Below are 12,063 nucleotides of genomic sequence, written 5' to 3' on the forward strand. Positions count from 1 at the left end.
AAAAAGTTAGAGCGAAATGACGATTCTACCTAAAGTCATTTTGCTCTAGTCGACCGTCTTGTCTTCAACTTCCGCCTCGGGTCCGTTCTTCTTGACCGATTCGATGGCGTTCTTGGCCGAGGCCTTGGACGAATAGCCTTCCGTCCAGAAGATGCTTTCGCCGTTATACACAAAGTAGGCGACGAACTCGCCGGCCTTGTTTTTGCGGATTTCGAACTTGTGGGCCATGATGGCACTCCCTGTCGTGAAACGGACTCTCGTTTCGCGCCGATGGCGAAGACTGTCAAGCCGTTACGAGATGAAGATTCCAGGTCCGATAGGACTTGGCAAGGCCGACCGGCCGCCGCGCATGTTTGCGCGAGCCATCGGGGGCGCCCGTGCGACGGCGTTTGAGCTCTAACGAATCTGTTTCAGCCCCAGATACCAAAGCAGGCCGAGAAAGGCGCCCTTGACGAAGGGCAGGGCGATCAAGGTCACCGCGCCGATCGCGCCAACCAGATAGGGGACGATGGTCAACGGGCTTTCCCAAAAGGCGGGAAACAGGAAGGTCGGCGCAATGATCAGGTGGCCGATCAGGATAATGGTGACATAGGCCGGGCCGTCATCGGTTGGGTACAGGCTGAGCGGCGTATCGCAATGGGCGCATGAATCGACCACCTTGAGATAGCCGCGAAAGGCCGGCGCCTGACCGCAGCACGGGCATTTGCGTTGCAGGCCGCGCATAAGTGCAGTGCCGAGCTTGATGCCGTCCCTGGCCATGAGTTCAATCCTTTGAGTCGTTGCAGGCCATTATATAGGCCGCGACGCAGCCGTTCACCATGTGATATGCTGCCGCAGGCAGGGTAGGAATAAAAAACCACTTGCAAAATCATATAAAGATATCTTTATATGATTATATGACTGATCCGTCGCCCACCGATTTCAACAGCCTGCTCGAAGCGCTCAAGGCCGCCGGCGAACCGACGCGCCTGCGTTTGCTGCGATTGCTGGCGCGCGAAGAGCTGTCGGTGATGGAACTGGTCAATATACTGGGCCAGAGCCAGCCGCGTATTTCGCGCCATCTCAAGCTGATGAGTGAAGCTGGGCTGATCGAGCGTTTCCCCGACGGCGCCTGGGTGTTTTACCGCCTGTCCGGCGCGCCGGGCGTTCGGCCGCTGCTGGATGCGATCCTGAAACTGCTGGATGACAGCTTTGCCGGTGACCTGAAGGCGCTGGAAGCCGTTCGACAGACGCGGCGCCAGTCGGCCGAGGCCTATTTCGAAACCATCGCGCCGAAATGGGATGAGATTCGCCGCCACTATGTCGGTGAAGCAACGGTGGAGCAGCGTGTCGTCGAGATGGCGTCGCGCCAGCCTTACGATACAGTGGTCGATCTGGGCACGGGGTCGGGGCGCATGCTGACCTTGCTGGCCGACAAGGCGAAAATCGCCATCGGGCTCGATCTGTCACAGCAGATGCTCAACATCGCCCGCGTCAAGGCGCACGACGTGGCGCTGGATCACGTCGAGTTCCGCCACGGCGACATCTATGACACGCGGCTGGAAAGCGGCAGCGCCGACCTGGTCGTTATCCATCATGTGCTGCACTTCCTCAGCGATCCGGCGCGCGCTGTAGCGGAGGCCGGGCGGATCACGCGTCCGGGCGGACGGCTGCTGATCGTCGATTTCGCCCATCATGATCTCGAGGTCATGCGCGAGAAGTACCAGCACCGTCGTCTCGGGTTCAGCGAGGACGACATGCGTCACATCATCGTCGCCGCTGGATTCGCCGGCGACGGCACAGTCACATGGCTGGAAAGCGACACGCCGGACGGACTGACCGTCGGCCTGTGGTGCTTCACCCGCTCTCCCGTTTTCAGTCAGGTTGCCTCATGAGCCCCGCCCTAAATCCAAAACTGGCCCCCATAGCCCGCGCTTTGGCTGTGGGCGGCGCCAATCTGAAGGTGTCGTTCGAATTCTTCCCGCCCAAGACGGAAGAGATGGAACAGACCCTGTGGGCCTCGATCGCGCGCCTGGCGCCGCTGACCCCCGCCTTCGTGTCGGTCACCTACGGCGCCGGTGGGTCGACGCGTGAGCGTACCCACCGCACGGTCAAGCGCATCCTGGATGAGACGGGGCTGAAGCCTGCCGCCCACCTGACCTGCGTCGAGGCGTCGCGCGAAGAGGTCGACGAGGTGATACGCGGATACTGGAACGCCGGTGTGCGCCATATTGTGGCATTGCGCGGCGACCCGCCCTCGGGCTGGGGTGATTACACGCCGCGCAACGACGGCTATCAGAACGCCACCGAACTGACGCAGGCGATCCGGCGCATCGGCGATTTCGAAGTCAGTGTCGGTGTCTATCCCGAAAAGCACCCGCAATCGCCCAGCGCTGCCTTCGATCTCGACGTGCTGCGCCAGAAGGTCGACGCCGGTGCGACGCGCGGCATCAGCCAGTTTTTCTTCGAACCGGAGACCTATCTGCGCTATCGCGACGCCGTGGCCGATGCCGGTATCAAGATCGAACTGACGCCCGGCATCATGCCGGTGACCAATTTCAAAGGTCTGCGCCGCATGGCCCAGGCCTGTGAGGCGCAGGTCCCCGAATGGCTGGAAGGCCTGTTTGATGGCCTTGATGATGACGCCGAGACGCGCAAACTGCTGGCGTCGGCGGTCGCGGTCGAACTGTGTCTTGAACTGGAGCGTGAAGGCGTAGAGAACTTCCATTTTTATACCCTCAACCGCGCCGATCTGGTATTCGCCATCTGCCGGATACTCGGTCTTAAGGAAGCGTCTCTATGAAGCCCGCCTTTTTCACGAAACAAGTCTTTTTCGCTCTTGCCCTGCTTGGATTGACCGCGCCCGCCGTCGTTGCGCCCGTATTTGTGGCGCCTGCTCAGGCCGATGTCCTGCCGGACGATCCTGCCTGGCGCGCCCCGCATAAGCCTTATCGCATCGTCGATAATATCTGGTTCGTCGGCACCCAGGGCGTCGGGGTCTATCTGATCACCACCGATCAGGGGCATATCCTGATCGATTCCGGCCCCGACGGCGTCGCGGATCAGGTCGAAGCCAATATCAAGGCACTCGGCTTCGAGCTAAAGGACATCCGCTATATCGTCGAGACCCACGCCCATTATGACCATGTCGGCGCCATGGCGCAGATCAAGGCCGATACGGGCGCCCAGGTGGTGTCCAGTGCCGGCGATCGCTTCGCGCTCGAAAACGGCCGGCGCGACGGCGACAATATCTACGGTCCGGGACCTTTTCCGCCCGTCAAGGTCGACCGCATCGTCGGCGAGGGTGACACCTTGAACCTGGGGTCGATGACCCTGATGGCGCACCTGACACCCGGCCATACCAAGGGTGATACCTGCTGGACCATGACGGCGGTCAATAACGGCACGCCGCTGCGTGTGCTGTTCTACGGCTCGACGACAGTGGCCGGCAATGTGCTCGTCGACAATAAGGACTATCCCACCATCGTCCGCGACTATCGTATTACCTTCGATCGCCTTGCCGGCATCCGGCCGGATATCTTCCTGGCGAACCATCCCGATATTGCCCATATGGAAGCCAAGTATCAGGCCAGCCTGAAGGCGAAATATCCGGAAGACAAGGCCCTGCCGTTCATTGATCCGGACGAATTCCAGGCCTTTCTGCCGACGGCAAAGGCCGCTTTCGAGGCGGAGCTGAAGCGGCAGCAGGACGCCTCTGTGCTTAGGCAGATCGGTGTCAGCGCATCGGAGATACAACAGTGACAAGAGCCGAACGCATTGCCGCGCTGAAGCAGGCGGCCAGGGAACGTATCCTCATCCTCGACGGATCGTGGGGCGTGATGATCCAGCGCCGTGGCCTGGACGAAGCGGACTTCCGCGCTGACCGCTTTGCCAGCCATAATGGCCAGTTGAAGGGCAATAACGATATATTATGCCTGACACGGCCGGACATTATCGCTGACCTGCATGAGCAATATTATGCCGCCGGCGCCGATATTTCGGAGACCAATACCTTCTCGGCGACCACCATCGCCCAGGACGACTACGGGCTGTCGCTGCAGGACTGCATCGATATCAATTTCGAAGGCGCGAAGATCGCTCGCCAGATCGCCGATCGCTGGACGGCTGAGCATCCTGACAAGCCACGCTTTGTGGCGGGCTCGATCGGGCCGCTCAACAAGATGCTGAGCATGTCGTCGGACGTGAATGATCCCGGTGCGCGACTGGTCACATTCGACCAGGTCTATCAGGCCTATCGCGAGCAGATCGCCGCTCTCTATGCCGGCGGGGTCGATATGTACCTGATCGAGACCATCACCGACACGCTGAACTGCAAGGCGGCGATCAAGGCTATCCTCGACCTGGAGGATGAGGCCCAGGACGCGCTGCCGATCTGGATTTCCGGCACCATTACCGACCGGTCGGGGCGGACCCTGTCGGGTCAGACGGCCGAGGCCTTCTGGAACAGCGTCAAGCACGCCAAGCCCTTCGCCGTCGGTTTCAACTGCGCTCTGGGCGCCGACCTGATGCGGCCGCATATTGCAGAACTGTCGCGGGTCGCCGACTGTCTGGTCGCCGCCTATCCCAATGCCGGCCTGCCCAACGCCATGGGGCAGTATGACGAGCAGCCGCACGAGACGGCGCACGAACTGCACGACTGGGCCAAGCACGGGATCGTCAATATTCTGGGCGGGTGCTGTGGCACGACGCCCGACCATATCAAGCATGTGGCCGACGAAGTCCGGGGTGTGACGCCGCGGCAGATACCGGAACGACCCAGGGCCTTGCGCCTGGCCGGACTGGAGCCTTTCGAACTGGCGTAAAATCTGGCGAAAGGTCGGCGATATTTGGCGTCAGTAAGGCTGGTCAGGCTTTCGCCGCTGCGATAGCGATCGATCACAATCGTAATCAAAAGGGGCTGAACATGACAACACGACGGCAGATATTGATGCGTTTCGCGGCAGTAACCGGCAGCGCGGGACTATACAGCGCCATGCAGGCCATGGGCTTTGCCAGCGTGGCCGAAGCGGCGACGGTTCCCGACCTTGCGCCGGGTTCGGGCAAGGGTGTCAAGGTCGTGATCCTGGGCGCCGGACCGGCGGGTTTGTCTGCAGCCTATGAACTGGGCAAGGCGGGCTATCAGTGCACCATTCTGGAAGCGCGCAATCGCGCCGGCGGACGTAACTTCACCGTCCGCAAGGGTACGGAGATCGAATTTACCGACGGCACCAAACAGATCTGCCAGTTCGATGAAGGGCAATATTTCAACGCCGGTCCGGCGCGGATTCCGAGCCATCACAATCTGACGCTCGGCTATTGCCGCGAGTTCGGCGTCGCCATGGAGACCGAGGTCAACTGGACCGGTCCGGCGCGCATCCAGTCCGATCGGCTCAATGGCGGCAAGGCGATTTCGATGCGCCAGGCCATCTACGACTATCGCGGCCATCTCGCCGAACTTCTGGCCAAGGCGACCAACAAGGGCGCGCTGGACGACGTCTTTAGCGGCGATGACCGCAAGAAGATGCTTGACGTGCTGAAACCCTGGGGCGGATTGACCGAGGCCCTGACCTATACCGGCGCCGAAAGTGCGGGCTATGGCGTACCGCCAGGCGCAGGCGCCCAATCAGCCAAACCCAATCCCGCCCTGCCATTCGATGTGTGCGGCGACGGCTTTGTCCAGGCCATGGCGTGTTTTGCCGACGACGTCTCCTTCCAGGCGACCATGCAACAGCCGGTTGGCGGCATGGATCGTATCCCCGTCGCCTTCGAGGCGCGGCTGGGCCAGGTGATCCGCAAGGGTTGCGAGGTCAAACGCATCCGCAAGCGTGGCAAAGGCGTCGAGATCTATTACTACGACAAGGTGGCCGGCCAGCCCGACATGATCGCCGCCGACTACTGTATCTGCACCATACCGCTGCCGGTGCTGGCGGGGATCGAGAACGATTTCTCCAAGCCGGTCAAGGCGGCGATTGCCAAGAACAAGGACATCTATTTCGACGGCTACAAGATCGCCTTCCAGAGCCCGCGCTTCTGGGAACGCAATGACGAAATCTACGGCGGCCTGTCCTTTACCGAGCGCGATACCTTCATGACCTGGTATCCGTCCGACCGTTTCCATGCCGAGCAGGGCGTGCTGATCGCCGGCTATGCCTTCGACGGTCGTATGGCCGCGCGGTCCATGCCGGATCAGATCGCCTATGCCCGCGACACGGTCGAACGACTGCACCCCGGTCAATCCGCCCAGATGAAGGCGCCGACCATCGTGCACTGGGGCCAGATGCCCTATACGCTGGGCCTGGCCGGTGATCTGGCGACGGATGACCGCGCGGCCTATGACCTGCTCAGCGAGCCCGACGGCCCGATCTATTTCGCCGGCGACCACCTCAGCCACATCACCTCGTGGCAGCAGGGCGCCTTCCTCTCCAGCCACCGCGTCGTCAACCTGATCGCTCAACGTCAGGCATCGCTGAAAGCCTGACAAAACGGGGTTGTGGCGACAGGATCCAGTCTCTAATAAGGCTGCGCCACAAGCCTTGGAACATAGCATGCGTACAACCCTTCTTTTTGGCGGCAACAGCCGCGAAGCCCTGGTCTCCACCGCCACCGCCCAGGCGATCGCCGACGCCTTGCCGGCCGCCGATCTGTGGTTCTGGGACGCTGACGGACGGGTTCACGCCACGTCGCGCGAGTCGCTTATGGGCCATCAGCGGCCGTTCGAGTTCGCCTTTACGGCCGATGGCGAGGTTCTGGGCACGGTCGCCCAGGCCATGGACCGGGCATCGGACGAGGGGCGTGTGCTGGTATTGGCACTGCATGGTGGATCGCCGGAAAACGGCGAATTCCAGGTGCTGTGCGAAATGCGCGGCGTGCCGTTCACCGGATCGGGGTCGGCATCGTCGAACCTGGCCTTCGACAAGGTGCGCGCCAAGGTTTTTGCGGCGGCGGGCGGGGTTGTGGCGCCCGCCGGTATCGCGCTTGAAGACATCGATGAGGCGTTGAGTCACTATGGCAAGCTGGTTGCCAAGCCGTCGCAGGACGGGTCGAGTTTTGGACTGATCTTCGTCAATACGACCCAGGACCTTGACGCCGTGCGCCGGGCCGCCGCCGCAACGCCCTATGTCATCGAGCCGTTCATTACGGGCGCGGAATCGACCTGCGGCGTGCTGGAACAGGCCGACGGGTCGCTGATCGCCCTGCCGCCGGTCGAGATCGTGCCGGCGGATGGCGTATTCGACTACAAAAGCAAATATCTCGCCAGCGGGACGCAGGAAATCTGCCCGGGGCGGTTCGCGCCCGAGATCATGGCGCAACTTCAGGACCTGGCGATCAAGGCGCACAGGGCGCTGTCGTGCAGCGGTTATTCGCGTTCGGACTTTATCATTTCGGATAAGGGGCCGGTCTATCTTGAAACCAACACTCTGCCGGGCCTGACCAAGGCGTCACTGTACCCGAAGTCACTGAAGGCCCAGGGGATCGCCTTTGTCGATTTTCTCAATGGGCAGATAGAGTTGGCTGTGAAAAGGGCGCGGAAGTGACGGATCACGCGGATTGGGCGGCAGAATTGATCGCCAGGGCAGATGACCTCAGGTCTTTAACGCCGGCCGACCTTGGTGCAGACCTCGATCTGGAAGACCGGTTTTGTCGCGCCATCAACCGTTTTGAGATACCCGACGTAATCTATCGCACCATCGAGGACCGAGTCGTTTACCCGCCGGACTGGGAGCATCTCGACGCGGCAGTTGAAGTCGATAATCCCTACGTGCTGTGGGCCAATATGTCGGCCTGGGTGTCTCAGGGACGCTGGTTCGACGGCCCCCTGGCCCTGGTGCACGATAAGGGATGGCTCGAGCCGGCCTTTCGGCGGTTGGCAGCGAGCGTAGGCGTTTTAGAGACAGAGCCTGGCATGTATGAGGAAGACCAAACCCCATGATGTCTGACCACCTCATCTTCATGATGACCCTGATGTTCACCGGCATCTACACCACGGCGGCTATTTTTGCCATTCTCCTCGCCTATCGCCAGGTCAGAGCCGGGTTCGACATATCAACCAAAGAAAAGTCGCTGGATGCCTATCTGACGTTTTCCGAAAAATATGCCGAACTGACACGGCTCAGTCACGACATAGACCTTCGCTTTTACCGCTCGGACAAGACCCTTTCCGAATACGACATCAAATACTTCTTTAACAGTTTCTGGGTGTTGCAGCTGCAGGAATGGGAATTTCTTCAGGCCGGCATCCTGCCTGTACGTATCTTCGCCCAGTGGATGCTGCACACCCATGAATACCTCATGAGCGGCAAGACCAAGTCCTATTACGACGCCAAGGGCAAGCCCGCCCGGATCAGCGCCAAGGAGGGCTTTGAAACCTACGGGCTGCGTGTCCTGCGCTTCCACCCGGATTTCCTTGCCTTCATTCGTGACATGGAGGCCGTTCCCTACGCTTCGGACGACTGCAATGCCGCCTATGCGCCAATTGAAAGCCTGGCGCGCAGGTATAAATCCGGAAATCCTTATTGGCAGCTTTGACGGGCCGCCCCACACGACGACGCGAAAGTCCCTTCATGACCCCTACCTTCATCAATATCGGCGAGCGCACCAACGTGACCGGGTCGGCCAGGTTCCGCAAGCTGGTCGTCGAGGGCGACTATGCCGCGGCTTTGGACGTGGCGCGCCAGCAGGTCGAGGCCGGGGCGTCGGTGATCGACATCAATATGGACGAAGGCCTGCTCGATTCCGTAGTGGCCATGCGGACCTATCTCAACCTGCTGGCCGCTGAGCCCGATATCGCCCGCGTGCCGGTGATGATCGACTCGTCGAAATGGGAGGTCATCGAGGCTGGCCTGAAGTGCGTCCAGGGCAAGGCGATCGTCAACTCGATCTCGATGAAGGAAGGCGAGGAGATCTTCCGCCACCACGCCCGCGAATGCCTGAAATATGGTGCTGCGGTGGTGGTCATGGCTTTCGACGAAACCGGCCAGGCCGATACGGCGGCGCGCAAGGTCGAGATATGTACTCGCGCCTACCGTATCCTGGTCGACGAGGTCGGTTTTCCGCCCGAAGATATCATTTTCGACCCGAATATTTTCGCCGTCGCCACCGGGATCGACGAGCACAATAACTACGCCGTCGACTTTATCGAGGGCACGCGCATCATCAAGCAGACCCTGCCCTATGCCCGGGTATCCGGCGGGGTGTCGAACGTGTCGTTTTCCTTCCGCGGCAATGAACCGGTGCGCCGGGCGATCCACGGGGTGTTCCTGTATCACGCCATCCAGGCCGGGATGGATATGGGCATCGTCAATGCCGGCGATCTGCCGGTCTATGACGCCATCGACCCGGAATTGCGCCAGGCTGTCGAGGACGTCATCCTCAACCGGCCGCAGCGTCACAATATCAGCAATACCGAATATCTGGTCGACATCGCGCCGAAGTACAAGGGCGAAAAGGGCCAGGTCCAGGTGGTCAATCTGGCGTGGCGCGACGGTTCGGTCGAGGAGCGGCTGAAGCATGCCCTGGTCAATGGCGTTACCGAGTTTATCGATAGCGATACCGAGGAGGCCCGGTTGCAGGCCGAGCGGCCGCTGCATGTCATCGAAGGGCCGCTGATGGCCGGTATGAACGTCGTCGGTGACCTGTTCGGCGCCGGCAAGATGTTCCTGCCCCAGGTGGTCAAGTCGGCCCGGGTGATGAAACAGGCCGTGGCCTGGCTGATGCCCTATATGGAGGCCGAGAAGGAGGCCCATGTCGCGGCCGGTGGCAGCTACCAGGCAGCCGGCAAGATCCTGATGGCGACCGTCAAGGGCGACGTCCACGATATCGGCAAGAACATCGTCGGCGTCGTGCTCCAGTGCAACAATTACGAGGTCATCGACCTGGGCGTCATGGTGCCCTGCGACCGCATCCTGGAGGAGGCGCGCAAGCACAAGGTTGACATGATCGGCCTGTCGGGCCTGATCACGCCGTCGCTGGACGAGATGGTCTTCGTGGCGCGCGAAATGCAGCGCACGGGCTTTGAGGTGCCGCTGTTGATCGGCGGGGCGACGACCAGCAAGACCCATACGGCGGTCAAGATCGAGCCCGGCTATCTCAACAACCAGGTTGTCTATGTGCTGGACGCATCGCGCGCCGTCGGCGTGGTGTCGAACCTGCTCAGCGACACCGAACGCGATGGTTTTGTCGAGGCGACGAAAGCCGAATATGTCAAGGTGCGCGAGTCCTACGGCAAGGGCAACAGCGCACCGCGTTCGAGCCTGGGCGATGCGCGGCAGAACCATTTCCGCATCGACTGGGCGGCGGAAGCACCCGTGGCGCCGTCCTTCCTGGGGCTGAAGACGTTTTCGCCCTATGACCTGACCGACCTGGCCGACCATATCGACTGGACGCCGTTCTTCACCACCTGGGAACTGGCCGGGAAATATCCCGCTATCCTCGAGGACGATGTCGTGGGCGAGGCGGCGCGCGGTCTGTTCAAGGACGCGAAGGAGATGCTGAAACAGATCCTCGACGAAAAGTGGTTTACGGCTTCTGGCGTGGTCGGTTTCTGGCCGGCTAACAGCACTGGCGACGACGATATCGAGGTCTTTGCCAATGAGGACCGGTCGCAGGTCATCGCCACCCTGCACACCCTGCGCCAGCAGATGAAGAAGCCACGCGCCGACCAGAGCAACCTGGCCCTGTCCGACTTTATCGCGCCGAAGGGCACGCCGGACTGGATCGGCGGTTTCGCGGTGACCGCCGGCCATGGCGAGATGGAGATCGCGAAAAAGTTCAAGGCAGCCGGCGATGACTATAACGCCATCCTGTCGACCGCCCTGGCCGATCGTCTCGCAGAGGCCTTCGCCGAGGCGCTGCACAAGAAGGTGCGGCGTGAACTGTGGGGCTACGCCGCCGACGAAGACCTGGATATCAACGGATTGATCGCCGAACAGTATAAGGGCATTCGCCCGGCGCCGGGTTATCCGGCCCAGCCCGATCATACCGAGAAGTGGACGCTGTTCGATCTGCTGGATGCGCGGTCGCGGACGGGGATGGAGTTGACCGAAAGCCTGGCCATGACGCCGCCGGCCTCGGTGTCGGGGCTCTATTTCGCCCACCCCAGGGCCCACTATTTCGGCGTCGGCAAGATCGAGAAAGACCAGGTCGCCGACTACGCACGCCGCAAGGGCTGGACGGTTGAAGAAGCCGAGCGGTGGTTGAGTCCGATTCTCAATTATGTGCCTTAGAGGCTGTCTATGATCGACTATCGACACTGGTTCGAGGTCTCGGCTTTTCTCGGCGGCGAAGCGACCAGTGTCGTATTGCCCATATGGCTGACGCCGCTGCTCGCCGGCGGCCGGTTGGACCATGTCGTGCGTCAGCAACGCAGTTGCGCCTATGTCGCCGTCGTCACGCTTCTTCAAGCCGTCCTGTATTTTTGCCTCGGCATTTATGGTGACATTTTGCGGCGAGGCTGGGATCAGATTCTGCCCTGGTCGGGCACGGTGGCGGGGTTCGCCTTGTTTGGTGTGGTCATGCTGCACTGGTACAATGCGGAAAGCGTCACAATTTCCCGGTCAGGCCTGCATTTGCGCCGGTGGTTCCGAAAACCGAGGGACATTGCCTGGCGAGCGATTGCGTGCCTGGAACTCAAGCAGGACAGGCTTGTTCTGCGGCTGAAGGATGGCGCCTCGGCATGGTTTTCGACTTCGGCCGAAAACCTGGAGATGCTGGTCGACGCAGCGCGGGATTATGAGGTCAGGTTGGAGGGCTTCGTGTGACGACACAACCGCTTGATTACATTTGAATCGTAAATAATCAGATTGACGAAACATGATTTTAAAGTGATCGTGTTTCGTCCAAGGAAACACGATCATGCAAACCCGCACTGTTACCGCTCATATTCCGCTTGACCTGGCAGAACAGGTCGACGCTGCGGCTGAGCGTCTGGAGCGACCGCGCGGATGGATCGTCAAACAGGCCCTTCGGGATTGGGTGAGCCTGGAAGAACGCCGTCATCAGATGATACTCGAAGCTTTGAAAGAGGTTGATGAAGGGCTTTTCATCGAGCACGCCGAAATAGAGGCTTGGGCGAAGGGGCTTGAATAG

General features: G+C 60.8%; 13 protein-coding genes. 11 read left to right on the plus strand and 2 right to left on the minus strand.

The genetic code is table 11. From position 1 onward, the window contains the following. Positions 1–45: 45 nt before the first annotated feature. Together AC1DXO_RS10795 and AC1DXO_RS10800 are read right to left on the minus strand one after the other, a co-directional pair. Positions 46–228, minus strand: a complete 183-nt coding sequence (locus AC1DXO_RS10795; RefSeq protein ID WP_476978145.1) for a YegP family protein — start codon at positions 226–228, stop codon at positions 46–48. 168 nt (positions 229–396) lie between these two features. Continuing rightward, positions 397–759 carry a DUF983 domain-containing protein gene (locus tag AC1DXO_RS10800; protein ID WP_476978146.1) on the minus strand — a complete coding sequence of 121 codons (363 nt, stop codon included), beginning with the start codon at positions 757–759 and terminating at the stop codon, positions 397–399. A 137-nt stretch (positions 760–896) separates the two neighbouring features. Between AC1DXO_RS10800 and AC1DXO_RS10805 the strand changes: the two genes are divergently transcribed. From AC1DXO_RS10805 to AC1DXO_RS10855, 11 genes are all read left to right on the plus strand, one after another. Next, positions 897–1,874 carry an ArsR/SmtB family transcription factor gene (locus AC1DXO_RS10805; protein WP_476978147.1) on the plus strand — a complete coding sequence of 326 codons (978 nt, stop codon included), beginning with the start codon at positions 897–899 and terminating at the stop codon, positions 1,872–1,874. Continuing rightward, a complete protein-coding gene (gene metF / locus AC1DXO_RS10810) occupies positions 1,871–2,782 on the plus strand; it encodes a methylenetetrahydrofolate reductase [NAD(P)H] (RefSeq protein WP_476978148.1) in 912 nt (303 codons plus the stop codon). Before AC1DXO_RS10805 ends, metF begins: the two co-directional genes overlap by 4 nt. Then, positions 2,779–3,741 (plus strand): subclass B3 metallo-beta-lactamase, encoded by a 963-nt coding sequence (gene bla, locus AC1DXO_RS10815; RefSeq protein ID WP_476978149.1) that lies wholly within the window; start codon positions 2,779–2,781, stop codon positions 3,739–3,741. The genes metF and bla overlap by 4 nt, the downstream gene beginning before the upstream one ends. Further along, positions 3,738–4,802, plus strand: coding sequence for a homocysteine S-methyltransferase family protein (locus AC1DXO_RS10820; RefSeq protein ID WP_476978150.1), 1,065 nt, complete (start codon positions 3,738–3,740; stop codon positions 4,800–4,802). The genes bla and AC1DXO_RS10820 overlap by 4 nt, the downstream gene beginning before the upstream one ends. Positions 4,803–4,903: 101 nt before the next feature. Next, entirely contained in the window at positions 4,904–6,457 is a 1,554-nt protein-coding gene (locus AC1DXO_RS10825) for a flavin monoamine oxidase family protein (protein ID WP_476978151.1), read from the plus strand. Positions 6,458–6,524: 67 nt separating this feature from the next. Beyond that, complete coding sequence (locus AC1DXO_RS10830) at positions 6,525–7,514, plus strand: D-alanine--D-alanine ligase family protein (protein ID WP_476978152.1); 990 nt, start codon at positions 6,525–6,527, stop codon at positions 7,512–7,514. Beyond that, positions 7,511–7,909 (plus strand): hypothetical protein, encoded by a 399-nt coding sequence (locus AC1DXO_RS10835; protein WP_476978153.1) that lies wholly within the window; start codon positions 7,511–7,513, stop codon positions 7,907–7,909. The genes AC1DXO_RS10830 and AC1DXO_RS10835 overlap by 4 nt, the downstream gene beginning before the upstream one ends. After that, complete coding sequence (locus AC1DXO_RS10840; RefSeq protein ID WP_476978154.1) at positions 7,906–8,505, plus strand: hypothetical protein; 600 nt, start codon at positions 7,906–7,908, stop codon at positions 8,503–8,505. Before AC1DXO_RS10835 ends, AC1DXO_RS10840 begins: the two co-directional genes overlap by 4 nt. Before the next feature lie 35 nt (positions 8,506–8,540). Beyond that, positions 8,541–11,201, plus strand: a complete 2,661-nt coding sequence (gene metH / locus AC1DXO_RS10845; RefSeq protein ID WP_476978155.1) for a methionine synthase — start codon at positions 8,541–8,543, stop codon at positions 11,199–11,201. 9 nt (positions 11,202–11,210) lie between these two features. After that, a complete protein-coding gene (locus tag AC1DXO_RS10850; protein WP_476978156.1) occupies positions 11,211–11,735 on the plus strand; it encodes a PH domain-containing protein in 525 nt (174 codons plus the stop codon). A gap of 94 nt (positions 11,736–11,829) precedes the next feature. Next, positions 11,830–12,063, plus strand: coding sequence for a CopG family ribbon-helix-helix protein (locus tag AC1DXO_RS10855; RefSeq protein WP_476978157.1), 234 nt, complete (start codon positions 11,830–11,832; stop codon positions 12,061–12,063).

Source organism: Asticcacaulis sp. P2_C5 (assembly GCF_056404555.1).

Coding starts and splice junctions, on each gene's coding strand:
- AC1DXO_RS10795 (WP_476978145.1), bottom strand. CDS start 228: ATGGCCCACAAGTTCGAAATCCGCAAAAACAAGGCCGGCGAGTTCGTC.
- AC1DXO_RS10800 (WP_476978146.1), bottom strand. CDS start 759: ATGGCCAGGGACGGCATCAAGCTCGGCACTGCACTTATGCGCGGCCTG.
- AC1DXO_RS10805 (WP_476978147.1), top strand. CDS start 897: ATGACTGATCCGTCGCCCACCGATTTCAACAGCCTGCTCGAAGCGCTC.
- metF (WP_476978148.1), top strand. CDS start 1,871: ATGAGCCCCGCCCTAAATCCAAAACTGGCCCCCATAGCCCGCGCTTTG.
- bla (WP_476978149.1), top strand. CDS start 2,779: ATGAAGCCCGCCTTTTTCACGAAACAAGTCTTTTTCGCTCTTGCCCTG.
- AC1DXO_RS10825 (WP_476978151.1), top strand. CDS start 4,904: ATGACAACACGACGGCAGATATTGATGCGTTTCGCGGCAGTAACCGGC.
- AC1DXO_RS10830 (WP_476978152.1), top strand. CDS start 6,525: ATGCGTACAACCCTTCTTTTTGGCGGCAACAGCCGCGAAGCCCTGGTC.
- AC1DXO_RS10840 (WP_476978154.1), top strand. CDS start 7,906: ATGATGTCTGACCACCTCATCTTCATGATGACCCTGATGTTCACCGGC.
- metH (WP_476978155.1), top strand. CDS start 8,541: ATGACCCCTACCTTCATCAATATCGGCGAGCGCACCAACGTGACCGGG.
- AC1DXO_RS10850 (WP_476978156.1), top strand. CDS start 11,211: ATGATCGACTATCGACACTGGTTCGAGGTCTCGGCTTTTCTCGGCGGC.
- AC1DXO_RS10855 (WP_476978157.1), top strand. CDS start 11,830: ATGCAAACCCGCACTGTTACCGCTCATATTCCGCTTGACCTGGCAGAA.